This window comes from Enterococcus sp. DIV1767, from assembly GCF_050542585.1.
Taxonomy (GTDB): Bacteria; Bacillota; Bacilli; order Lactobacillales; family Enterococcaceae; genus Enterococcus_D; species Enterococcus_D innesii.
This window is the reverse complement of record NZ_CP172936.1, coordinates 2,899,469-2,923,514: the sequence shown is the minus strand read 5'-3', so window position 1 is coordinate 2,923,514 and position 24,046 is coordinate 2,899,469. Positions and strand designations below refer to the sequence as shown.

At 42.9% G+C, this 24,046-nt stretch carries 23 protein-coding genes and 2 other annotated features; of the genes, 17 read left to right on the top strand and 6 right to left on the bottom strand.

Features of this window, described 5'->3' with window-relative positions:
* Nucleotides 1-32 precede the first annotated feature (32 nt).
* On the bottom strand, nucleotides 33-1,031 hold the full coding sequence (mvaD, locus tag IGI78_RS13785; RefSeq protein ID WP_195266183.1) for a diphosphomevalonate decarboxylase: 999 nt from the start codon (nucleotides 1,029-1,031) through the stop codon (nucleotides 33-35).
* The gene (gene mvk, locus IGI78_RS13780; protein WP_015510390.1) at nucleotides 1,024-1,956 is read right to left on the bottom strand and encodes a mevalonate kinase; all 933 of its coding nucleotides are present in this window, start codon (nucleotides 1,954-1,956) and stop codon (nucleotides 1,024-1,026) included. The genes mvaD and mvk overlap by 8 nt, the downstream gene beginning before the upstream one ends.
* 305 nt (nucleotides 1,957-2,261) lie before the next feature.
* On the opposite strand from mvk, the gene IGI78_RS13775 reads away from it, so the two are divergent.
* Together IGI78_RS13775 and IGI78_RS13770 are read left to right on the top strand one after the other, a co-directional pair.
* Complete coding sequence (locus IGI78_RS13775) at nucleotides 2,262-2,906, top strand: deoxynucleoside kinase (protein ID WP_008379503.1); 645 nt, start codon at nucleotides 2,262-2,264, stop codon at nucleotides 2,904-2,906.
* Between the two features lie 90 nt (nucleotides 2,907-2,996).
* Nucleotides 2,997-3,902 (top strand): magnesium transporter CorA family protein, encoded by a 906-nt coding sequence (locus IGI78_RS13770; RefSeq protein ID WP_086291675.1) that lies wholly within the window; start codon nucleotides 2,997-2,999, stop codon nucleotides 3,900-3,902.
* Here the strand turns inward: IGI78_RS13770 and IGI78_RS13765 are convergent.
* Nucleotides 3,899-4,534 carry a pentapeptide repeat-containing protein gene (locus IGI78_RS13765; protein WP_430618089.1) on the bottom strand — a complete coding sequence of 212 codons (636 nt, stop codon included), beginning with the start codon at nucleotides 4,532-4,534 and terminating at the stop codon, nucleotides 3,899-3,901. The two genes, IGI78_RS13770 and IGI78_RS13765, sit on opposite strands and share 4 nt — an antisense overlap.
* Nucleotides 4,535-4,867: 333 nt before the next feature.
* Here IGI78_RS13765 and nox point away from each other — a divergent pair, with 333 nt between their 5' ends.
* The 5 genes from nox to IGI78_RS13740 all read left to right on the top strand — a co-directional run bounded on the left by nox (nucleotide 4,868) and on the right by IGI78_RS13740 (nucleotide 9,492).
* The gene (gene nox, locus IGI78_RS13760) at nucleotides 4,868-6,202 is read left to right on the top strand and encodes a H2O-forming NADH oxidase (protein WP_368255450.1); all 1,335 of its coding nucleotides are present in this window, start codon (nucleotides 4,868-4,870) and stop codon (nucleotides 6,200-6,202) included.
* A gap of 99 nt (nucleotides 6,203-6,301) precedes the next feature.
* Nucleotides 6,302-6,425 (top strand) — a sequence feature (ribosomal protein L20 leader region).
* A gap of 47 nt (nucleotides 6,426-6,472) precedes the next feature.
* Nucleotides 6,473-6,994, top strand: a complete 522-nt coding sequence (gene infC / locus IGI78_RS13755) for a translation initiation factor IF-3 (protein ID WP_005228103.1) — start codon at nucleotides 6,473-6,475, stop codon at nucleotides 6,992-6,994.
* A 60-nt stretch (nucleotides 6,995-7,054) separates the two neighbouring features.
* A complete protein-coding gene (gene rpmI / locus IGI78_RS13750) occupies nucleotides 7,055-7,255 on the top strand; it encodes a 50S ribosomal protein L35 (protein ID WP_003128650.1) in 201 nt (66 codons plus the stop codon).
* A 63-nt stretch (nucleotides 7,256-7,318) separates the two neighbouring features.
* Nucleotides 7,319-7,678 (top strand): 50S ribosomal protein L20, encoded by a 360-nt coding sequence (rplT, locus tag IGI78_RS13745; RefSeq protein ID WP_010749133.1) that lies wholly within the window; start codon nucleotides 7,319-7,321, stop codon nucleotides 7,676-7,678.
* A 194-nt stretch (nucleotides 7,679-7,872) separates the two neighbouring features.
* Complete coding sequence (locus tag IGI78_RS13740; RefSeq protein WP_195266182.1) at nucleotides 7,873-9,492, top strand: ABC transporter ATP-binding protein; 1,620 nt, start codon at nucleotides 7,873-7,875, stop codon at nucleotides 9,490-9,492.
* Between the two features lie 25 nt (nucleotides 9,493-9,517).
* Here IGI78_RS13740 and IGI78_RS13735 read toward each other — a convergent pair whose 3' ends face one another.
* Nucleotides 9,518-10,093 carry a helix-turn-helix transcriptional regulator gene (locus tag IGI78_RS13735; RefSeq protein ID WP_252708868.1) on the bottom strand — a complete coding sequence of 192 codons (576 nt, stop codon included), beginning with the start codon at nucleotides 10,091-10,093 and terminating at the stop codon, nucleotides 9,518-9,520.
* Between the two features lie 552 nt (nucleotides 10,094-10,645).
* On the opposite strand from IGI78_RS13735, the gene IGI78_RS13730 reads away from it, so the two are divergent.
* From IGI78_RS13730 to IGI78_RS13705, 6 genes are all read left to right on the top strand, one after another.
* Complete coding sequence (locus IGI78_RS13730; protein ID WP_087628020.1) at nucleotides 10,646-11,245, top strand: MptD family putative ECF transporter S component; 600 nt, start codon at nucleotides 10,646-10,648, stop codon at nucleotides 11,243-11,245.
* On the top strand, nucleotides 11,242-11,943 hold the full coding sequence (locus tag IGI78_RS13725; RefSeq protein WP_142964538.1) for an energy-coupling factor transporter transmembrane component T: 702 nt from the start codon (nucleotides 11,242-11,244) through the stop codon (nucleotides 11,941-11,943). The genes IGI78_RS13730 and IGI78_RS13725 overlap by 4 nt, the downstream gene beginning before the upstream one ends.
* Entirely contained in the window at nucleotides 11,940-13,376 is a 1,437-nt protein-coding gene (locus IGI78_RS13720; RefSeq protein ID WP_195266178.1) for an ABC transporter ATP-binding protein, read from the top strand. Before IGI78_RS13725 ends, IGI78_RS13720 begins: the two co-directional genes overlap by 4 nt.
* 140 nt (nucleotides 13,377-13,516) lie before the next feature.
* Nucleotides 13,517-14,224, top strand: a complete 708-nt coding sequence (locus tag IGI78_RS13715) for a response regulator transcription factor (protein WP_244353106.1) — start codon at nucleotides 13,517-13,519, stop codon at nucleotides 14,222-14,224.
* Nucleotides 14,214-15,572, top strand: a complete 1,359-nt coding sequence (locus IGI78_RS13710; protein WP_195266174.1) for a sensor histidine kinase — start codon at nucleotides 14,214-14,216, stop codon at nucleotides 15,570-15,572. The genes IGI78_RS13715 and IGI78_RS13710 overlap by 11 nt, the downstream gene beginning before the upstream one ends.
* A gap of 107 nt (nucleotides 15,573-15,679) precedes the next feature.
* Nucleotides 15,680-16,318, top strand: coding sequence for a PepSY domain-containing protein (locus IGI78_RS13705; RefSeq protein ID WP_430618085.1), 639 nt, complete (start codon nucleotides 15,680-15,682; stop codon nucleotides 16,316-16,318).
* Nucleotides 16,319-16,386: 68 nt separating this feature from the next.
* On the opposite strand, the gene IGI78_RS13700 is transcribed toward IGI78_RS13705, so the two are convergent.
* Nucleotides 16,387-16,557 carry a hypothetical protein gene (locus tag IGI78_RS13700; RefSeq protein WP_008379536.1) on the bottom strand — a complete coding sequence of 57 codons (171 nt, stop codon included), beginning with the start codon at nucleotides 16,555-16,557 and terminating at the stop codon, nucleotides 16,387-16,389.
* A 90-nt stretch (nucleotides 16,558-16,647) separates the two neighbouring features.
* Nucleotides 16,648-17,082 carry an acyl-CoA thioesterase gene (locus IGI78_RS13695; RefSeq protein ID WP_008379539.1) on the bottom strand — a complete coding sequence of 145 codons (435 nt, stop codon included), beginning with the start codon at nucleotides 17,080-17,082 and terminating at the stop codon, nucleotides 16,648-16,650.
* A gap of 189 nt (nucleotides 17,083-17,271) precedes the next feature.
* Nucleotides 17,272-17,476: a binding site (T-box leader), on the top strand.
* A 316-nt stretch (nucleotides 17,477-17,792) separates the two neighbouring features.
* On the opposite strand from IGI78_RS13695, the gene hisS reads away from it, so the two are divergent.
* The 4 genes from hisS (at nucleotide 17,793) to IGI78_RS13675 (ending at nucleotide 23,976) form a co-directional block, all read left to right on the top strand.
* Nucleotides 17,793-19,091, top strand: a complete 1,299-nt coding sequence (gene hisS, locus IGI78_RS13690) for a histidine--tRNA ligase (RefSeq protein WP_034857522.1) — start codon at nucleotides 17,793-17,795, stop codon at nucleotides 19,089-19,091.
* Between the two features lie 11 nt (nucleotides 19,092-19,102).
* On the top strand, nucleotides 19,103-20,878 hold the full coding sequence (aspS, locus tag IGI78_RS13685; protein ID WP_195266172.1) for an aspartate--tRNA ligase: 1,776 nt from the start codon (nucleotides 19,103-19,105) through the stop codon (nucleotides 20,876-20,878).
* A gap of 155 nt (nucleotides 20,879-21,033) precedes the next feature.
* Nucleotides 21,034-21,909: a YitT family protein gene (locus IGI78_RS13680; RefSeq protein WP_010750004.1), complete on the top strand. Its 876-nt coding sequence runs from the start codon at nucleotides 21,034-21,036 to the stop codon at nucleotides 21,907-21,909.
* 198 nt (nucleotides 21,910-22,107) lie between these two features.
* Nucleotides 22,108-23,976, top strand: a complete 1,869-nt coding sequence (locus tag IGI78_RS13675; protein ID WP_096741702.1) for an acyltransferase family protein — start codon at nucleotides 22,108-22,110, stop codon at nucleotides 23,974-23,976.
* Nucleotides 23,977-24,046: the final 70 nt, after the last annotated feature.

Genomic DNA, 24,046 nt, shown 5'->3' with positions numbered 1-24,046 from the left:
ACACTCCTAATCGATGGCTTCTTAATGGCTTCTTAGTTGATGGCGGAAGATTCTTCCACCGGTAAAAAGGCTAATCCTTTACCCGCGTGAGCAGTTACTAATTGTTCTGAGGCAAAGTGAGCACTTAATTCACGTAAAATCATTTGTTCTTCTTGTTTTTGGCATAAAACTTTGACATTGGGACCAGCATCCATCGTGAAATAGCAAGCCAATCCTTTTTTTCGCAGCATTCGGACACATTCCATAGCTCTTAAAGATTCAGAAGACCAATAAGTAAAAGGTGGTTCGGCGGCTAAGGTCGTTCCATGCATTTTCAAGGCGTTGGCCTCGGTCGTTTCACCTAAAGCAGTAAAGTCTTTCTCGGCAATCGCTTGTTTCATTTTCACGAGATCGGTCGCAGTGGCAGTAAGCCAACCCGGATAAAAGCTCGAGGTTTCAACGGTTCGGCGCATCCCCTCACGACTGGAGACTTCTTTGGCTTGTGCGTTGATCAAAATAAAGATCATACTCAATTCTTCTTCCCAGCCATTCGACGTCACTTGGGTGGCAAAAGAAGTCTCATCGGTACCTTGATGCCATTCAGCAAAGCCGCCGTAGATACTCCGACACGCCGAACCAGAACCGCGACGGGCCAAACGGGATAACTCTTGCTCCGACAAGTTTAAGTCCAATGCTTCACTACAGGCACCCGCCAATGCCGCTAATCCACTGGCAGAAGAGGCAAGTCCGGCAGCGGTTGGAACAAAATTTTGACTTTCCACCGTGGCATACCACGGGCAGTCCGCTTTTTTTCGTACCAGATCCAAAAAGTCCGCAACTTTTTTGGTGGCAGCGTCTGTTTGCACTACGCCATCCAGCGTAAAGCGATCCTGCGTAAAATCGGGTGAAAAAGCCACCGTTGTTTCTGTGTAAAAAGCATCGAGGGTCAGGGACAAACTATTGTTCATCGGTAAAATGAAGGTTTCGTCTTGTTTTCCCCAATACTTGATCAATGCGATATTCGTGTAGGCACGAGCCTTTCCCTTATACATGTTCATAAACTCCTAATCCTTGTATCCATGCCGCACGAGCGCCATCGGACAATAAAATACGGCTGATGTTCTCAGCCTGTTCCTTCGTTTTGGTTAGTGCGATCATACAGCCGCCCCGGCCCCCGCCGGTCAGCTTCGCCCCATAAGCCCCGTGTGCCAATGCTGAGGAAACCAACTGATCCAGTTGCTGATTGCTGACCCCTAACTGCTGCAGTGCCTGATGGGCATTGTTCATGCTTTCGCCTAATATTTCTAATTGATTGGCTATGATGGCCTCTTTGGCTCTTTTGGTTTCGATCCCTAAACGCTGGATCGCTTGACTAGCCAGCTGCTTGCTGGTTTCAAAAAGATGGGCGACACTTTTGACAGCTTCTCTCGTTTGCCCTTTGATGCCAGTATCAGCGACGAGCAAATAACCGTCGATCGTGAGGGGAAACGAAGTGATGGGATGCCCTTTGATAAAGTAAATGGCATCTGTCCCACTGGCTGCCGCAGCATCGATCCCGCTAGGATTGCCGTGAGCGATTTTTTCAGAAAAGTTGACATAGGTCATCAATTCTTCTTTTGTAAAGTCTTTTTTGATCCAATCAAAAAAAGCGCGAGTCAGTGCAACAGCGACCGCCGCGCTAGAACCCATTCCCCGTTCAGAAGGGATGGTGCTGACGATGGAGGTTGCAAAAGGACCCGTGTGGAAATCTTGTTGCAGACGATGCAGCAAGTCTTTGACATTTTTTAAGTGGCTGGGGACTTCTTCAAGCAGACCGTGATAGTAACTTGAAATCAAGGTGTTTGTTTCATTTGCTGTGATCTCGACTTGTACTTTTGCTCCCGCAAAAGGGAAAGCAATTGCTGGTTCACCGTAAACAACTGAATGTTCACCCATTAAGATGATTTTTCCTGTAGCTATGCCAGTACCAATTGACATTATTTTCCTCATTTCTCTAGGGAGCTTACCCCACATGATTCATTTATCGTTTGTCAGTCAATTGTAACTATCTCCTGACGAAAACACAATTTAATTAAAGATCCTTTCCTATTTTACTAGAAGAAGGCTCTTTCGTTAAGCATTCCGTATGAGATTTCAAAAAAAAGCAAAAATCTTTAAACTTTTATTGAAAAAAATCTTGATCTGTGCTTCGAAAGTTTCAGTTGACGGCACAAGATATAGTATTGTATAGTTGGTATCGCAAAGGCAACATACAATATTTAGTGATGAGTGAGTTGGGGGATATGAGCGTGATCGTATTAGCAGGAACGATTGGTGCCGGTAAATCAAGTTTGACCGCATTGATCGCCAATCATTTTGGCAGTCAAGCCTTTTATGAATCGATCGATGACAATGAAGTGTTACCATTATTTTATGCAGATCCAAATAAATATGCGTTTTTACTGCAAATCTATTTCTTAAATAAACGATTTGAAAGTATCAAGCAAGCCATGAAAGACGACAATAACGTCTTGGACCGTTCCATTTATGAGGATTCACTGTTGTTCCATTTAAATGCGGACCTTGGGCGAGCAACCGATACCGAAGTCAAAGTCTATGATGAATTGTTAGCCAATATGTTGGAAGAGCTGCCGTATGCAGCCCACAAAAAGCATCCAGATCTTTTAGTGCATATTCGCGTTTCTTTTGAAACGATGTTGGAGCGTATTGAAAAACGCGGACGGGAATACGAACAATTGACCTTTGATCCTTCGTTATACGACTACTACAAAGAGTTGAACAAACGCTATGATCAGTGGTACGAAGAATACAATGAGAGTCCAAAAATCCAGATCGATGGCGATCAATTCAATTTTGTCGAAGACCCACAAGCGGCACAGGCCGTTTTAACAATGGTGGAAGAGGCCTTGAAAGACGCCCGTAAATAAGTAATAGCCGATACAGCCAGGAAAGTCCTTTGATTGGGCTTCTGGCTGTTTTCTTTTATAATAGATGAAAGCAAGAGTGGAGGATGGATTGTGGAAAACAAACATGTCTTTTATGACGGAAACTATGAATGGATTCAAGTCGACCAACAAGACGCAAAAAGCGTGATGGCACTGCAAAAACAATATCATTTGTCTGACGAGATGCTTACGTACTCTTTAGATAAAAATGAACGCGCACGGGTCGAATATGATGCCGAAGAGGAAGCATTGCTGCTGGTTTTCAATGTACCTCAGCAAGAAAAGCGTGACAATCATTTTGAGACCAGCCCGATGACGTTTATTTTAAAAAGGAAGCAACTCTTTACTTTTGCATCCCACAATACCCGTTATGTGATTCCAATGATGGAGCGCTTGATCCTGCAAAACCCGCTGCAAACGCCCATTCATTTTTTGTTTCAAAGCTTATTCTTGATTTCTGGCACGTTTTTTCCGCTAGTCGAAGAAGTCAATAGTGAGCGGATTCGCTTGAATCAGCGACTACGGGAAAAAACCACCAATAAAAACCTGCTGCAAATGTCTGATTTGGAAGTTGGACTGGTTTTTTTAGTCTCTGCTACGAAACAAAATGCGGTCCTCTTGGAGCAGATCAAAGCGTTATCCATTTATCGTTTGATGGATGATGACGAGCGGGAACAGCTGGATGATGCCCTGATCGAAGCCAAACAGGCAGTGGAAATGACGTTGCTGGCTTTTCAAATTTTAGAGCAACTATCTGGAACCTACAATAATCTGTTAAACAATAACTTGAATGATACCATGAAGTTTTTGACTGTTTGGTCCCTCTTATTGACTGTGCCTTCCATCGTCACCAGTTTCTTTGGCATGAATGTTCCGCTGCCTTTTACCAATAGTATTTTCGGTTGGGGCATTGCCTTGCTGATTAGTTTAGTGTTATCCGTCTGGATGTTGATTGCTTTATGGCGCAGAATTCGTTAGTCGATCACCAAACCTAGACCGGCGGCGATGACCAAGGCTTGTTCTTGATCGACTGTTAGTCCCCGCAATTGTTCAAAGGACAACGCGATCTTTTGAAATTGATTGGTCCGAAAATCTAGAGTTGCTAATTTTGTGTGAAACCAGTTGCTATTGTTCAACTGGTTTTCTTGTAGCGATAAGTGTTTCCAATCCATCTCATAAAACTCACTGTCGTTTAGTTGGCACTGACGAAACAGCATCGTCCGTAAATTGGTATTGCTAAAAGAAGCAAAGTTCGCCACGCAATCTTCAAAGGTACAGTCACGGAAATAGCTTTCCGCAAAATTCGTACCAGTCAATTTACATTGTTTAAAGTGAACCCGATGAAAGCTAGCGCCAAAACATTCCAGATTAGAAAAATCGCAATTCTCAAAAAGAACGTTTTGGCATTCCCATTGACTCAAGCGTGTTTTTTGCATCGTCACTTTCTTGAAATGACATTGCTTCAAGATGAGGTTTTTGCAAGCATCATAGCTATATTCACCGCCTTCGAAGAAAGCACCTTCGAAAAGCAGTTCTTCTTCTAAATAAAAATCCTGTGGCTCTAATGCCGACAATAAGGGCAGTAGTGGCAATACGATTTTTTTCTTCATCAAGATTCCATCCTATCTGTTTTTCTCTTCAGTATAACACGGCGGATCGCTGCCGCAATAGTTGCGAAAAAGCGGTGGGGTATTGTGAAATTTATTCAATCGGTTTGCAGAATGCTTTTATAACAAGGAAAATCTTTGATTTTGAATACATATTTTTTCACAATCTTTTTGCTTGCAAGACGAAAATAATTTTGATATAGAAACTTAACCCGCTGAAAGTGACGTATATCAACGAAAAACTGTCACAAATTTTTAAAATTGCGAAAAAGTTGATAGTTTTCAAATTCACAAGCGAGCTATAATGACAATGTAAACAAAAGGAGGAAATTTTCCATGACAAAAACAGTTATTATCGGTGCAAACCACGCGGGGATTGCTGCTGCCAATACACTATTAGATAACTACAAAGACCAAGAGGTCGTAATGATCGACCGTAATACAAACTTAAGCTACCTAGGTTGTGGGACTGCTTTATGGGTTGGACGTCAAATCGATTCATACGAAGGCTTGTTCTATACAAAACGTGAAGATTTTGAAGCAAAAGGTGCAAAAATCCATATGGAAACAGTGGTTGACCATATCGATTTTGAGAAAAAAGAAGTACACGCTGTGACCAGTGAAGGTGAAACGATCGTTGAATCTTATGACAAAGTTGTCATCGCAACTGGTTCTGTTCCGATTTCACCAAAAGTACCTGGACGTGACTTGAAAAACATCCATTTCTTGAAAAAATTCCAAGACGGACAAACGGTTGATAAAGAGTTAGCCTCAGAAGACGTGAAAAACGTTGCCGTTATCGGTGCTGGTTACATCGGTGTTGAAATTGCTGAAGCAGCAAAACGCCGTGGCAAAAATGTGTTGCTTTTTGATGCAGCGACACGGGCATTGCCAAACTACTACGACAAATGGTTCACAGATGATATGGACAAAAACTTAGCTGACAATGGCATTGAATTGCATTTCGGTGAATTAGCACGTGAATACAAAGGAACAGAGAAAGTAGAAGCAGTTGTAACAGACAACGGCGAATACCCAGTTGATCTAGTGATCAACGCGATCGGTTTCTTACCAAACAACGAGCTAGGCAAAGATCATTTGGAATTGTTTGCTAACGGCGCGTACTTAGTGGACCGCCATCAACGGACAAGCGATGCAGATGTTTACGCAGTCGGTGACTGTGCAACTGTGTACTCAAATGCTTTGCAACAAACAACGTATATCGCATTAGCAACGAATGCCGTACGTTCAGGGATCGTCGCTGCCCATAATATCGGCGGAACTTCTTTAGAATCAACGGGTGTTCAAGGATCAAACGGGATTTCGATCTTCGGCTACAACATGGTTTCAACGGGCTTGTCAGTCGAAGCTGCCGAACGTAATGGCATGAAAGTGAAATACTCTGATTACGAAGATACCCAAAAACCAGGCTTCATGAAAGAAAATGCGACAGTTAAGATCCGCATCGTCTATGAAGAAGAAACACGCCGCATCGTTGGTGCACAAATGGCGTCACGTACATCTGAAATCGCAATGGGCATCCACATGTTCTCACTAGCGATCGAAGAAGGCGTAACGATCGACAAGATGAAGCTATTAGATATCTTCTTCTTGCCTCACTTCAACCAACCATACAACTACATCACGATGGCTGCGTTGAAAGCAGAATAAGAAACACAAAAGTCGGAGCGTATGCTCTGGCTTTTTTTTGAAACAATCATGAAAACTGTTGACAATAAGAGGGAAAAGCAGTATACTATAAAAGTTGAGAAATAAAAGCAGAAGCACCCGCTTCTCGCCTGAGTGAAGATATCGCTGGGCAGAATAGGATTCCTACCATTTATTTGTGTGGAGTACGTGCGGGTTCGTGAAGAACTCGTTTTTTTATTGTCTGATTTCGAATCGACAAGCTTTTCTTTCTCTCAAAAAACTCGGAGGTGAATGACCATAGCAAAGGATATGATGGTAAACGACGGCATTCGTGCACGTGAATTGCGTTTGATTGATCAAAACGGCGAACAACTTGGTGTAAAGAGTAAAGCTGAAGCATTGCAAATTGCAGAACGAGCAAACCTTGATGTGGTATTGGTGGCACCAAATGCTAAGCCGCCAGTAGCAAGAATTATGGATTACGGGAAATTCCGCTTTGAGCAACAGAAAAAAGACCGTGAAGCTCGTAAGAAACAAAAAGTAATCAACATTAAAGAGGTTCGTTTAAGTCCAACGATCGACGTCAATGATTTCAACACAAAATTGCGTAATGCACGTAAATTCCTTGAAAAAGGGGACAAAGTGAAAGCTTCGATCCGTTTCAAAGGCCGTGCCATTACCCATAAAGAAATTGGTCAGAAAGTGTTAGATCGTTTGGCGGAAGAAACTGCTGATTTGGCAACTGTTGAGCAAAAGCCAAAAATGGATGGCCGCAGTATGTTCTTAGTATTAGCACCAAAAAACGATAAATAATGACTCACTGAGTTTCAGTTTAAAGTCAGATAACGAAAGATTTTGAGGAGGAAATTAGTTATGCCAAAACAAAAAACACACCGCGGATTAGCAAAACGCGTAAAACGCACTGGCGGCGGCGGATTGAAACGCTTCCGTGCCTTTACCAGTCACCGTTTCCACGGCAAAACAAAAAAACAACGTCGTCAATTGCGTAAAGCTTCAATGGTTTCAGCTGGCGATTACAAACGTATCCGTCAACAACTAGCACGCATGAAATAATTGCGTAACCCAAGCTTCACGTATACAAACAATTATCGATTTTCATATTAGGAGGAATTATACATGGCACGTGTTAAAGGTGGAACAGTAACTCGTAAACGTCGTAAAAAAGTGCTTAAATTAGCAAAAGGTTACTACGGTTCTAAACACACTCTATTTAAAACAGCAAAAGAACAAGTAATGAATTCATACAACTACGCATACCGCGATCGTCGTCAAAAGAAACGCGACTTCCGCAAATTGTGGATCGCTCGTATCAACGCAGCGGCTCGTATGAATGGCTTAAGCTACTCAAAATTGATGCACGGCTTGAAATTAGCTGAAATCGACATCAACCGCAAAATGTTAGCTGACTTGGCTGTAAACGATGCAGCAGCATTTACTGCATTAGCTGACCAAGCAAAAGACGCTTTAAACAAATAATCAATCGTTGGGAACAACGTTAGCCCCGCTCTTTGAGCGGGGTTTTTTGTTTTTTCTCGATGACCGAAGAAGGGTTTCTCACTATCTTTCATATGTTTCTTTCCATTAAGCGAAAAATAGATTATACTTTTGAAAGCGTTTGTTTTATTTGTCTCACGATTTTTTCACGAACACTGCAGCAAAAGGAGCGTACGATGGCAATTGATTTATGGCGGCATTTTAAAAAAGGATTGATGGTATATATTGGGATTGGAATTGCAGTCTCATTTTTGAGTGCCGCGAATGTCTTTTATTTTCAAAAACTACTCGATTCATTTGGCAAGACACTTGATTGGCCAGTTGTTTTTATCTATGGGTTAACGCTAGTACTGGTACCACTTTTGTCCTATCTCGAGCAGAAACCAAAAACAACATTGCACAACAGCATGTATTTCTATCTCAAAGAACAAGCTTTAGTAAAAATCAGCAAGATTGCCTATTCCGAATACTTGCAAATCGGCTCTGGAGCACTCTTACAGAAAACCGAAGCGGGAGCAGCGGCGGGCAGAAATATCCATTTGAATTTTTATGGACGCTTGTTTAAAGAATTGCTTCCCGAAACACTGTTTAACTTAGCTTTTATTGCTATGATCGATAAAAGGTTGATTCCAGCGATCCTTGTGGGCTATCTAGTGGTGTTTATCGTGACCAATCTGCTTTTGAAAGTTTTACGCTCTCTCAAAGAACGTGCGCTAGTTTCAGAAGAAGCCATGAACAGCACCTTTATTCGCGGACTAACGGAAATGGTCACGTTTCGGATCAATAAACGGTTTGAAAAAGAGATCGCACAATATAAAAACATGTCTGCTGACACAACAGAACGTTTGACAAAAATGACGATGATCCATGAGTTTTTCTTTGGTTTTTTTGCAGTTTTAGTCGCATTGATCAAAGTCGCAATTGTGGTACTGGCATTTACAAATCAGATTACGGTCAGTTTGGGCGGTTTAGCAGCACTGATTATTTATGTGGATCGAATCTACACGCCTGTTGCAATATTTAACGTGATTTTTGTTCAATACAACTTAGATAAAGTTGCCTTTGCACGGTTAAACGAATTTTTCTATCTGCCAGAGGACAAAGCATTAACACAAGGCGATGCATTGTCTGAGACCATCAACTGCATCACAGTTAAGGATCTATCCGTCACACTTCAAGAAAAGCAAATCTTAACCAATAGCACACTGGAGCTGAAGCGGGGAGCGATTTATGGGTTAGTAGGAGAAAGCGGCGCAGGAAAATCAACGCTGGTCAAAACGATTTTAGGCTTGTATCAGCCGACGACCGGTGCGATCCTGATCAATCACAAAAATTTAGCTGCTTACAACTTAAATGATTTCTATGAGCATATCTTTTATCTATCGCAAGATGCGCCAATCTTCCAAGGAACGTTGAAAGAGAATATTATTTTTGATAAGGAAATCGCAGACGAGGAAATCATAACGGTATTAGAAAAATGTCAATTAGGCGTATTCTATCAGGGACTCATGGGAGGACTGTCTGCTGAAATTGGAGAAAAAGGAGCCAACCTTTCTGGTGGGGAAAAACAGCGAATCGCTTTTGCCCGATTGTTTTTCTCAGACGCAGAAGTCATTGTTCTTGATGAAGCCACATCTGCTTTAGACGAAACAACAGAAGAAAAGCTTTTTGCAGCGATCAAAGACCAATTGAAAAATAAACTAGTCATTATGATCACCCATCGCCCGAAAAATTTGATTTATGCGGATGAGATCATTGAATTGAAAAAAACACAGGTTGTAGCGGCTTCATCATAAAAGCAGCTACACCCTGTATTTTTTGTCAGCGCATCAGTAAATGCGGCAGTGTACTAAGGCATGCGATGATGCCGACGATCAAGGTAAAGACCACGACGATGACTGCTGTTGAAAAGAAATCTTTTTTGACGTCGCGCTTTATCCTAATGGCATCGAGGTCTTGATTTTCCATGAAGGCAACGATCTCTTTATACGTTTTGATATTTTGGGTTTTCTTGATTTTTTCGATCTTTAATGCGGCATACATGGAGACGAGCCAAAAACATAGAGGCGGGACAATCCACCAGTATCCGGGTAAATAAAGAGCAGGACCAACAGAGAGTGCGGTCAATAGTATAAAAAGCAGCATCATTTTTGTGTAACGATCCATTTCTGTTTTCTCAATCGTTTCTTTCATTTGTTCAACATCCCCTTTGACTAATTCATCTAAAGAAACATCAAATAGAACACTGAGCAATAATAAATTGTGAACATCAGGATAGCTTTTTTCATTCTCCCAATTGGAGATCGTTTGTCGGGAGACATAGAGTTTTTCTGCCAGCCCTTCCTGAGAGAGACTTAATCGTTCACGATGTTTTTTTATTTGTTTGCTTAAGTTCATTTTATCCGCTCCTTCTACCATTAGTTTAGGCCAATGTCTGCATTCTAACGATCAAATGTCTTTGACAATGCCTTGAAATCAAGTGTCAAAATGTTTTTACAGTTGGGTTTGGGGTGTTTACATAGCAGTACAGCGTTGATTTTCTTCCGTTAACAAGCGACGGTCAACTTGGTTATTGTTTTTTTATAGACATACCTGCTGGTTTCTAAAAAAAAGAAAAAAGATGGCGAGTCTTTGCTGATTTTAAGTGTTTGTCCTTGTCTATTATTCATTAATTTCGCAAAGATGGGAAGAGGAGAAAACAACTAAGCGTGTGAAAGATTCATTTTTCCATTAGTGATTCTTTAAAGGTACCTGTGTGTTGAAATGGAGCCATTCAGAAGACACCTCTATTTGTTGGTTCTGTTTTAGAAGAAAATCGACTGTTGGTAAGCATATCACCCCATAAAAACGTCTGCTTTATGCTATACTGAGGCTTTGTAAAAATAAGTTTGTACAAGCAAGCAGCAACGGTTTTTTCATTGATTGCTTGCAAGAAGGAGCGTATACGCAGTGAAAAAACTAAAGGTTCAAGATTTAATTGCAGTAGGGATCTATACAGCGATCTATTTTCTTTTAATGAGCATCTGTCTATTGATTTTGCGTTTTGTGATACCAGGTTTTCATAATTTATTTATTCCAGCAGTCACCGCTTTGTTTTCTGGCATTATCTATCTGATTTTATTGAGTAAAGTACCGAAATTTGGCGCAATCACCATTATGGGTACCGTGGTAGGGCTCTTTTTTTTGATTTCAGGACATTTTCCATTGGCCTTTTTGCCCAATATGATTTGTGCCTTAGCAGCTGATTTGATCCAATACAAAACAAAGCTCAAAGGAAACGTTCGCGTACTGGCGAGTTATATCGTCTTTAGTTTTGGCTTGATGGGTCCGATCTTACCCCTGTGGTTTATGAAAAATGCCTACATCGATTCATTAGTGGCTCGCGGAAAAGATGAAACCTACATTGCCGGCGTGTTTGCTCATACCTCCAATTTGATGTTAGGGCTTTGTGCATTGGCGGTTTTGATTGGTGCGGTGGCTGGTTTAGGTATCGGCAGTCGCTTGATGGAAAAACATTTTCAACCAACGATCCAATCGCATAAAGGGTGAGGAATGTGTCGAAAACAAGGTTTGATCCCCGCAGCAAATTAGCGGTGATTCTCTTTGCTAGTTTTACTATGATGGTGACCATCAGCTGGATCGATGAGTTTGCCTTTGTCACTTTCTTGCTGCTGCTATTTATAGTCAGCGGCTTTTGGAAAAAAGGCTTGCTGCTCTATGGCGTGTTTGTCTTGCTGACAATGGCAGATAGTTTTTTGTTTCGCCAAGGCAACCACGTACTAATCGTGTTGCTGGATTTCTTTTCCGTCGGTTATCGCCGCTTATTGCCAACGATCATGGCGGCGGCTTTTGCCATTAGCGGGACGAAAAACAGTGAGTGGATGGCTGCGCTGCAAAAAATGCACGTGCCCAACGTATTATTAGTCCCGCTGGCAGTCTTATTTCGTTTTTTCCCCACATTGGTACAAGATTTCAAAAGTATTCGCCAAGCGATGCGCTTTCGCGGCATCTCGCTGTCGGCAGGATCGATCTTGCTTCATCCACTGCAAAGTGCGGAGTATTTTTTGATCCCATTACTGATGTCGGCTGAAAAGACCGCAACCGAACTGTCCGCTACGGCCCTGGTTCGCGGGTTAGCATCAGAAACTCCCCATACCACCGTCCACGAACTGAAGCTGCGCTGGTGGGATGGCTTGGTCTTTTTAGCATTAGGCGGTTTTATCGTGAAAAGGATGTGGCTTGGATGATCACATTAGAACAAGTGTCAGTGAAACGAGAAAATCGAACCGTATTATCTGAGCTCTCTTTGACGGTCGCAGCTGGGGAAGTCATCGTTTTGTGCGGCGCTAGTGGCAGCGGCAAATCGACCCTGCTCAATGTTTTGAATGGCTTGATCCCTGAGCTGTATCCTGCCGAAGTGCAAGGGAAGATCCGTGTAGGCGAAACAGACTTGCCAGTTGCCGATTTCTCCCATTATGCCCAGACGATTGGCGTCGTCTTTCAAAACCCCAAGACTCAATTTTTCACCACGGATGTCTATTCGGAGTTGGCTTTTTCGATGGAAAATGCGGGCGTCGCACCAGAAAACATTCGGCAGCGAATCACCGAAGTAGCACAGCAGTTTTCCCTGACCCCATTGCTTGATGCTAGTGTCTTTGACCTATCTGGTGGGGAGAAGCAGCTGATTGCTCTCGCTGCAGCAACGATGTTGCCCCATGATGTGTTCTTATTGGATGAGCCTTCCAGTAATTTGGATCAAGAAGCGATCCAAAAGTTGACTCAAGGATTGGCTTCTTTAAAACAACAAGGGAAAACCATTGTGATCGCCGAACACCGCTTGGCGTATTTGGCGCCACTGGCAGATCGCTTCTGTCTATTAGAAGCAGGACGATTGCGGGCGTCTTATCCAGCAGCTCAGCTTTTGTCACTATCAGAGGAGGCAATTCACGAGTTGGGATTGCGAAAAGTAGGTGAGGCGGCATTGGAAACTCAGCACTGCCGAGAATCTTTGCCAGAAAAATCTGGATTAACGGCAACGCATCTGCAGATCAAGCAATCAAAACGCTCGGCAAACAGCAGAAATTGGGCGCTCAACTTGCCTGAACTACTATTGCCGACGAAGCAAGCTGTGGGGATCGTTGGACCAAATGGTGCTGGCAAAAGTACGTTGGTGCAAGTCCTGTCAGGATTGAAAAAATGCCCAGAAGCAGTATTTACCATCAATGGACAAAAGCGGACCCAAAAGCAGCTGCTGCAGGAAAGTTTTCTTGTGATGCAGGATGTCAACTTGCAGCTGTTTTTTGAAACGGTGGAAAAAGAGTTGCTGATCAAAGCCCAAAACCCAGCTCGTTTTGAAGAAATTGTCTCATTGTTGCACTTAACACCACTCCTTGCCCGACATCCGCAAAGCTTGTCGGGTGGGGAAAAACAACGAGTTGCCATCGGCAGTGCCCTGCTTTCTGGTAAACGCCTGTTGTTTTTCGATGAACCAACGAGTGGGTTAGATTTGCAGCAAATGGAGGAAGTCGCAAAACTGTTGCGAACAGTCGCTAAAGAAGTTGATTTATTAGCCGTGATCAGTCATGATCGTGAGTTTTTAGTTGAAACATGTCCTTACGTGCTTCAACTCGAAAAAGGAGAACTTGTTGGCACGTATCAGCTAGCAAAAAAAATGGAATAACGAAAGACGGAGTGAACCTTGGTTCGTGCCGTCTTTTTTTGGTCGAACATGAAAAAATCTTCATGTTTTTTTCTTTCAATCAGTTAGGAAGTTTCGAAAAAATCCGTTATGATAGAAGCAAAACAGGAGGAGGGGCGCATATGGCTTTGAAGATCTTGCTAGTAGAAGACGAAGAAAGTTTAGCCAGTTTTATCCAGACCGAATTGACTTTTGAGGGATATGACACGGTCTGGGCCAAAGATGGGCAAGAGGCATTGACCTTGTTCAATCAGCAAGCAAATGCCTTTGATCTGATTTTATTGGATTGGATGCTGCCAATCTATGATGGCATCACAGTGGCGCGGCGGATACGCAAAGAAAGCGACATCCCGATTTTGATGATGACCGCCAGAAATCAAACCGCCGATGTGGTGACGGGGCTTGATGTCGGATTAGATGATTATTTAACGAAACCTTTTGAAATCGAAGAACTGTTTGCCAGAATTCGGGTGATCGAGCGGCGGCTGCAAAGAGAAGCCAAACAACAAAAGAACCAGCAAAACCAATTAGTGGCGGGGGAGTTGATGATGGACATCGCCAAGCACTTGGTTCAAATTGCTGGAGAGACCATCGAATTGACGCCCAAAGAATTTGGGATTTTATATGAACTAATGAAAGAGCCGGAAGTCGTCAAAACAAGAGATGACCTATTGAATGAGATTTGGGGTTATGAATACGACGGTCAAACGAATGTTGTAGATGTCTATATCCGTACACTGCGGAACAAGCTAGATGTTTGCGGCAAAGGCAAAATGATCGCAACCGTTCGAGGATTAGGCTATGTCTTGAGGACCGACCATGAAGAATAAGTCAGTCAACCAACGTAGAAAAACAGCCCAGTTTCAATTGACGAGCCGCTTTTCCTTGATACTCTTTGGTCTGTTGATTCTCTTCAATCTGCTGTTTATTCTATTGTCCGTAGGTTATTTGTTTGAACATATTGAAAATCGTGCCAGCAACATCCTTGAAGCCATCGAAAAAGGCGAGGCATCAGGGGATGCTTGGGACACTCTCGTCAATGCCTATGTTTCGGCAGATGAAGAAGACGCCCTGCAAGTGATCTTAGCCGATGGCAGTGTCGTTTCATCAGAAGATGCGGAAGAGATTTTTGCCGATATCAATCAAGGGCGAGTGATGCCATTTCTCGAAGACATCGTTTTTACAGAGGATGGCATCTATTACACGAAAACCCAAGAAGTCGATGGGGATCAGGTGACGATCGCTATCAATGGGGAGGATAGTGTGGAATTAGCCTATGGCCTCTTTATGATCAGCAGTTTCTTGAATCTGATCGCTGTTGTGATTGGCAGCCTGCTGATTTATTGGAGTGTCGGGAAATGGAGTCAGAAACTTACCGGCATGGCGCAAGAAATTGCTGCCATTGAACAAAGCCGAACAGGAGAACTGACGGTTTCTGAAGAGCCCATCGAGATTCGTTCGGTGGCATTGGCCTTTAATAAATTATTGAAAGAACAGCGAGAGACGATCGAACGGGAAAAACGGTTCGTTGCCGATGCTTCCCATGAGCTGCGAACACCTTTAGCTGCGATTCGCGGACATGTCCAATTGATCCAGCGGCGTGGAACCAAACATCCCGAAGTCATTCCTTCCTCAATGGCGTTTATCGACAAAGAGTCGAAGCGTTTGGAAACATTGAGCAATCAATTGTTGGACCTAGAAAAAAATCAATCCCAAGATGAAATGACCCTTGTTGATGTTTCCCAGATCGTCCGAGAAGAGTGTGAAAAACAAGCGACGATCGTTCCGCAATCAATTGAATATTTTGTGGAGAACCAATGTATGAAACGTGGACATAAACGTGACTTCCAGCAAATCATCCAAAACCTATTAGAAAATGCCGCGAAGTATTCACCTGCCGATCAGCCGATTCATGTGACCTTGACGCAAGAGCAAAGGCAGTTGTCTTTAACCGTCGCCGATTTTGGCATTGGGATTCCCGATGATAAGAAAGCCTTGATTTTTGAACGGTTCTATCGGGTAGAAGATTCTCGTTCTAGCCAGATTGCTGGTTCAGGCATCGGGCTTTCATTGGTAAAACAGCTGGCAGACAAGTATCATGCCAAAATTACCGTGACAGACAATCAACCGCAAGGCAGTATCTTTAAACTTGCCTTTCCAAATGAAAGAGAAAGATGAAGATTTTTTTAGATTTTCTTCAAGCATTTTTGATTCTTTTTCATGAGGAACTTGTTATTCTAAATATATAGAAAAAGGGAATACACAAACAATTGGAGGAATGAAACATGAAAAAAACAACTATTTTATTCGGAATTGCCGCATTGGGATTATTGGCAGGATGTACACAAAACAACACTGGAAATTCAGAACCTGCGCAAAACAGCAGCTCAAGCACAGCAGTTGCCTCATCAAGTGAAACAACGTCGTCACAAGCAACAGACAGCTCTTCAAGCAGTGCAGCGATCGCCAACGGCGGCTTACCTACGGTGACCGTAGAAGAAGCGATCCAAATATTCCAAGACAAATACCCAGATGCAGCGATCACTTCGATTGATTTGGATACTTCTTTTGGCAATTACTTCTACCAAGTAGAAGGCGTGGATGACACGAATGAGTTTGAATTAAAGATCGATGCAGAAACCAAAGAAACTTCTGAAGAAAGAACGGAAAAATTGGATGCCGATGAACAAAACGGTGTCAAAAAAGATGCCGATCAATTGGACCTAACCAACTTGCTTTCATTGGAAGAAATTTCTGATATCGCCGTGAAAGAAGCTGGCGGTGGTCAAGCAACAGATTGGTCATTAGACAAAGAAATGAATGTAACCTATTGGGAAGTCAAGGTAGAAGATGGCAACAAACAAATAGATGTGAAAATCAATGCCCAAACAGGTGAAGTACTAGAAACCGAATTGGATGACTAATCCTGTTTCGCAGTAAAAAAGATAAGCCGCTATCGTCTATGAGCAAAAGACGATAACGGCTTATTTTTTTACGTATGCTGTTTGACTTCAGTTAACGGTTTGACGCGACCACCAATTTTATCTGCAAATGCTTCGGACTGCTTCCGATCTTCAAAGACCCATAACTTGTCTGGAATTTTTTCACGAGTGCGACGACCATCTTTGCCAATGTAACCATGCAAAACTTTAATCACGTACATCGCCATCATCCTTCCCTGAAATTACTTTTGATTATACGAAAGCCGTTTCAAAAAGCAAGGATTTTGACTTAAATGAGTGATCAGAATTGATTATTCTCCTGACAGGGCAGCATAATCAGCAAATCGTTGATGGATTTCAGGAAAACTACGCTTCAGCTGCACGATGCGATTGGTCTCTTTTGCTAAAAAACAATGCTTTGAAGTCCCCGTCGTTGCCAACTGACCATCGCTAGTTTTGTAGATCTCATAGCGAAAATCCAAACGCGTGCCAGTATATTTGTCGACCAAAACATCGATTCGCACCTCATCTTCGTAACGAATCATCGTTTTGTATTGCGCACTGACTTCCAGCACGGGAACGATCAAGCCCGCTTCTTCGATGGTATGATACGGTAAATCCAAAAACGCGAGTAATTCCACTCGGGCTTCTTCAAACCAGCGGATATAATTGGCGTGATGGATGATCGCCATTTGATCGGTCTCATAGTAGTGTGGTTGACGGATATAGCCTGAATATAAAGACATAAAAACAGCTCCTTTCATAGAAACAAAACCTTCGTTATTCAGCATAACGCAAAAAGGAAGAAAAGCAAACAGAAGGAGAGCTTCTTTGTGTTGACCACTAGAGAAAATGCTACTAGAGAGCAGCGGAATGAAAAAGACAGTGAAACACCTTGACTTTTTCATAGCTTTCTTGTAGTTTATAGATAATATCAAAAATCAGTGAAGGATCGAGTACTTTATTCTACTCCTTAAAAGAGAAAACTGCCCCGGCTGAAAGCAGTTTAGGACGTGTAAAGGAAAGACAATCTGGAGATGAACAGAAGAAAAGCTGTTCCGTGACCGAGCGTTAATCGAGAGGAGAAGAACATTTCTCGAATTTAGGTGGTACCGCGTGTAATCAAAACTCGCCCTTGTATAAAAAACAAGGGCGAGTTTTTTGCTGTGAATCACTATGATTGGCTTGCGGAGCAAGACAGAATAGATGATGAACAGTACTAGGCGACCACAGGGAGCGTAGTAACCAAACTAGGAATCACTGGGATTGTCTTTTGGAGCAAGACAGAATAGATGATGACCAGCAGCAACCAACCACTAAAAGCGCAATAACCCAAAAGCCAAACACGAGAACAACCCACCCACATCAACGAGCAACAAACATTAGGTGAATAAGCAAACAAGTAATGAAAGCAAAGAACATGGGCAACCATGAAACAAATAGGAGGATGCATACGATGAGTTACCAACGTCCAAAAGGAACCAACGATATTTTGCCAGGAGAATCCGAAAAATGGCAATTTGTGGAAGAAACAGCACGTTTAGTGTTTCGCGATTACCAATTCAACGAGATTCGGACGCCGATTTTTGAGCACTTTGAAGTGATCGCCCGCAGTGTCGGGGACACAACGGATATCGTTTCAAAAGAAATGTATGATTTCTACGATAAAGGAGAGCGTCATGTGACGTTGCGTCCAGAAGGCACTGCACCGATCGCTCGTTCTTATGTCGAAAACAAACTATTCGGACCAGAACATACGAAGCCTTATAAAGTGTTTTACATGGGACCAATGTTCCGTTATGAACGTCCGCAAAAAGGCCGTTTGCGTCAATTCCACCAAATCGGTGTCGAAGTTTTCGGTTCAGCAAATCCAGCGACCGATGTTGAAACAATGGCGATGGCAATGGATTTTTATCGTCAATTAGGACTGAGTCAATTGCGCTTGGTCATCAATTCATTAGGTGACAAAGAGACACGCCAAAACTATCGGCAAGCGTTGATCGACTATCTAGCGCCCCATGAAGCGGAGCTTAGTGAGGATTCAAAACGCCGCTTGCATGAAAATCCTTTGCGGGTCCTTGACAGTAAAGATAAGCGTGACCAAAAATTTGTGGCGGATGCACCATCGATCCTAGACTACTTAACACCAGATGCCAAGGCACATTTTGAAACTGTAACGAATATGCTGGATGCGTTGGAGATCCCTTATGAGATTGATTCAAATATGGTGCGCGGGTTGGATTATTATACCCACACGATTTTTGAGATTATGAGTGAGGCACCAAAAATGGGGGCGCAAGCCACCATCTGTGCCGGCGGTCGTTACAATCATTTAGTGGAAGAGCTAGGCGGACCAGAAACACCTGGTTTTGGTTTTGCTTTAGGGATCGAACGTTTATTGATCACTATGGAAGCCGAAGAAGTTGTGATTCCTGCTTTGAATGAGTTAGATGCGTATGTGGTTGGTTTGGGACAAGAAACCAATTTAGAAGCGTTGAAAGTCGTGCAAGCGATTCGTAATTTCGGTTTTTCTGCCGATCGTGATTTCATGGATCGTAAAGCCAAAGCCCAGTTTAAATCTGCTGATAAACAAGGAGCACGGTTGGTTCTGACTCTAGGCGAAACAGAATTAGCAGAACAAGTGATCAATATCAAATCCATGGCAAGCCGTGAAGAAAAACAATTTCCGTTAGCGGATCTTTATGCCCGCTTCGATGAGATTTACGATGAAATGACAACCAAAATGTTTGAGTGAGGAGAAAAAGAATGACAAAACGTACAGTATATTGCGGGTTAGTAAATGAGACCCATTTAAACCAGACAGTAACGCTAAAAGGCTGGGTGCAAAAGCGCCGTGACTTAGGGGGCGTGATCTTTATTGACTTGCGCGACCGAGAAGGGATCGTGCAAATCGTCTTCAATCCTGAGGTTTCGAAAGAAGCCTGGGAAATCGCGGACAAATGCCGCAGTGAATATGTGTTAGAAGTAACAGGTCAAGTCATCAATCGTGCACCAGAAGCCATCAATCCGAAAATGGTGACAGGTGCCTATGAAGTGATGATCAGCGAAATCACGATTTTAAACACTGCAAAAACACCAGCCTTCTTGATTGAAGATGATCAAACCGTTGGCGATGAGATTCGCATGAAATATCGTTATTTAGACTTGCGTCGTCCAAAAATGACGAACAACATCGTGATGCGGGCGAAAACGACGCAAGCGATCCGCAATTTCTTAGATACGAACGACTTCTTGGATATCGAAACACCTTATCTAGGAAAATCAACACCAGAGGGTGCGCGGGATTATTTGGTTCCTTCACGGATCTATCCAGGTCATTTCTATGCGTTGCCGCAATCACCACAAATTTTTAAACAGTTATTGATGGGTGCTGGCTTCGATCGCTACTATCAAATCGTACGTTGCTTCCGTGACGAAGATTTGCGGGGCGACCGTCAACCAGAATTTACCCAAGTCGATATCGAAACCTCTTTCTTGACGGCAGAAGAAATTCAAACCTATACGGAAGAGCTATTGGCAAAAGTGATGCGAGAAGTCAAAGGCATCGAAGTTACCTTGCCATTCCCACGGATGACCTATGATGAGGCAATGGGACGCTACGGCAGTGACAAACCAGATACACGGTTTGACATGGAGCTTATCGACTTATCAGAAGTTGTGAAAGACGTTGATTTTAAAGTCTTCCAAATGGCTCTTGAAAAAGGCGGCGTTGTGAAAGTCTTGAACGCCAAAGGGGCTGCAGACAAATACTCCAGAAAAGACATGGACAATCTAGGTCATTACGCTGGTCAATTTGGTGCCAAAGGATTGGCCTGGGTCAAAGTTGAAGAAGATGGATTGAAAGGACCGATCGCTAAATTCTTGACGGAAGCGACCGACGCGATCATTGCAGCAGCCAATGCGGAAGTTGGCGATATTCTGATGTTTGGTGCCGATTCCTTTGAGATCGTTTCAGCAACGTTAGGTGCGATCCGTAGTAAATTAGGAAAAGAATTAGGCTTGATCGACGAGAGCAAATTCAACTTCCTATGGGTTACTGACTGGCCGCAATTTGAATACGATGAAGAAGCAGGCCGCTATGTTTCTGCTCACCATCCGTTCACATTGCCAAAAGAAAGCGATCTGCCGTTGTTAACGACAGACCCTTCAAAAGTCTATGCGCAAGCCTACGATATCGTGCTAAACGGTTACGAGCTAGGTGGCGGATCATTGCGTATCCATACACGCGAGGTGCAAGAGCAAATGTTTGAAGCGCTAGGCTTCTCACGTCGCGAGATGCAAAATCAATTTGGCTTCTTATTGGATGCTTTGGATTATGGTTTCCCACCACATGGCGGCATCGCCCTTGGGTTAGACCGATTAGTGATGCTCTTGGCTGGTGAAGAAAACATTCGCGAAGTCATTGCCTTCCCTAAAAATGGGAAAGCAGCTGATCCAATGTCACAAGCGCCAAGTACCGTTTCGCCAATGCAGTTGTTTGACTTGAACATCGATGTAACAACGGTTGAAGAAAACGAATAAGCGTTAAATCATGATGAAATGAGTGATGAAATAGAAATTGGTGAATGAATGAAAAAAGTTCATGAGAATTCACCCATTTCTTTCATTGCTCGTTTCTTTTTTTATGAGCTGAAGTATAATAAAGGCAAATCAAAAAAGTGAGGCTATGAAATGCAATGACTCCTCTGTTTAAATGGCTCCCTCATCCGGAATATGCCAACAAACTTTCATTCTCGATCGTGTACGCACTGCTGGCATCGATTGCGGTCAATTTTTTCTATCAGCCGGGCAATATTTATTCCAGCGGCATTACGGGTGTCGCTCAGATCATCACCACGATCTCAAGAGAAGGGCTCGGATTTTATATCCCCTTATCTCTTGCGCTATTATTGTTGAATGTGCCATTATTTTTTCTTGGCTGGTTTAAGATCGGCCACAAATTTACGATCTTTACTGGAATCACTGTTTTATTGACATCCTTATTCGTGCAAATTTTGCCAGAAGAAACCGTCACGACGGACCCGATGATCTGTGCGATTTTCGGTGGTGCCATCAATGGAGTGGGGATCGGCTATGCCTTGAAGAATGGTCTTTCTTCCGGAGGGCTGGATTTTGTCAGCATTGCCATCCGCAAACGGACAGGGAAGACGATCGGCTCGATATCGATTTTCTTTAACATTGTTATTTTGTTCGCCGCCGGAATCTTGTTTGGCTGGCAATATGCGTTGTATAGTGCGATCGCGATTTTTGTCAGTGGAAAAGTGACGGATGCGGTCTTTACGAAACAAAAGAAAATGCAGGTGACGATCATCACTCGCAACCCAGAAGAAGTCATTCAAACGATCCAAAAACATATGCGGCGAGGCATTACCATCATCAATGAAGCCGAAGGAGCTTACAAGCATGACAAACAAACGGTTTTGCTGACGGTAGTCACACGCTTTGAACTGCCGATGCTGCGCAGTGCTATGAAAGAAGCCGATCCAAAAGCCTTTGTTAGTATTGCGGAAAATGTCCAGATTTTGGGTCGGTTTTATGAAGAAGAACTGTAAAAAAGGAGTTGAAAAAAGTATTTCTTTATAGAAGTACTTTTTTTTCGCCAAAAATTAATTTTTTTGAAATATAGCAGATGTTGCTAGCTTTATATGGGGGATTTCTGGTAAATTATGAGAGTATGGAATCAATAGCGTTCATGCTGAAATTGTTTTTTTATGAAACAATTGGATCAATTAGAGAAAAGTGGTTGGAGAATGAACAAACGTTTAAGTACAAGCCGCTATATTACCGGGTTCGACGGCATTCGAACCTTGGCAGTCATCGGCGTTATTTTATATCATTTACTACCTACTCATATGCGAGGCGGGTATTTAGGAGTTCCAGTATTCTTTGTCGTATCAGGTTATTTAATCACTGACTTGCTGAGGCAAGAGTGGGATCAAAACGGCAAAATCAAAGTCAAAGATTTTTATGTTCGGCGGATGAAACGGCTCTATCCAGGAATGGTGGTGATGCTGCTTATCTCAGCAGCGTATATCACGTTGTTCCAGCGAAACCTGCTGAATAATTTGCGCGGGGTTTTTGTTAGCTCGCTGCTGTATTATAACAACTGGTGGCAGATCAATCATGGGTTATCCTATTTTGATCGGTTCGGCAATGAATCCCCCTTTACCCATCTGTGGTCACTGGCTGTGGAGGGACAGAACTATCTGATTTGGCCTTTAGTGTTTATTTTGTTGATGAAAATCGGCAAGCAGAGGCATCGCGCCTTTAAATTTACTGCCGCAGTCACGATTTTATCGGCAATTCTGTTAGCGGTCCTTTACACACCAGGCGCTGATCCAACACGGGTCTATTATGGAACGGATACGCGGCTCTTTTCGATCTGGATGGGGAGTGCCTTAGCATTCATTTGGCCAAGTACCCATTTGAAGAAAGAGATACCGCAAAAAGCCAAACGGGTCTTAAATATCTCTGGTTTTGCTTCCTTGGCTGGTCTGATCGCAGCGTTCTTTTTCTTAGATGATCATTTGACCTTTGTCTATTATGGCGGCATGTTCTTGATCAGTATCTTATGTACGATTCTTGTGGCAGTCACCGCTCATCCCGGAGCCAGTTTGAATCGGGTATTGAGTAATCCGATTTTCAGTTATATCGGCAAGCGCAGTTATGGGATCTATTTGTATCAATTTCCAGTGATGATATTTTACGAAGCAAAAGTGGGAAATATCGGTGAGAACGTGCTGATGCACACGTTAGTGGAACTATTCTTGATCTTGTTTATCAGTGAATTGTCCTATCGGTTTATTGAAAACCCAATGCGTAAATTCCAGTACAAAGATACATTCAGAACGGTCCGCGGTTGGTTCAGTAAACCAATTTTTAGTTGGAAAAAACCGTGGTTAGTGCCCAGCTTACTCATTACCCTCGTTGCTTTGTTTGGCGTCGTGACTGCACCGACGAATTATGTCGATGCCCAGCAGCAGCAGTTGAGAGACAACATTGCGGCCAATAAAAAAGCGGCTGAGCAATCGCAAAAGAATGCGAACGCTGAAGGCAATGAAACGGACGATGAGGCGAACACGAGTGAAGATGAAAAAAATATCATGGAAAAGTATGATCTAACAGCAGCCCAAGTGAAAAAAGCAGAATCTCTTGAAATCACGGCTTTTGGTGATTCTGTGATGCTGGATGCAACGGCTGACTTGAAAGAAGTCTTTACCCAAGCGGTAGTTGATGGGGATGTTGGGCGCCAGCTGTATGCGAGCCCTGAATTGATCAAAGACTTGAAAGAAAAAAATCTTTTACGGGATACCGTCCTTGTGGGGCTAGGGACGAATGGTTCCTTTACAGAAGCCCAATTTGACAGCTTTATGAATGAGATCGGTGATCGCAAAGTCTACTGGATCAATGTGCGGGTACCGACACAGCGTTGGCAAAATGAAGTCAATCGGATGTTGGAGCGCATGGCGGAAAAATACGACAATATGACCTTGATCGATTGGTATGATTTGAGTAATGACCAAGAGTCCTGGTTTTATGAAGATCGGGTCCATCCAAATCCAGATGGCATGGATCAATACGTGAAGCTAGTTGCCCAAACGATTTTACAAGAGGAATAGGCAAGAAAAAGACAAACCTTATGCAATCATAAGGTTTGTCTTTTGTCTTAAACGGTGCTTTGAAAGAGCA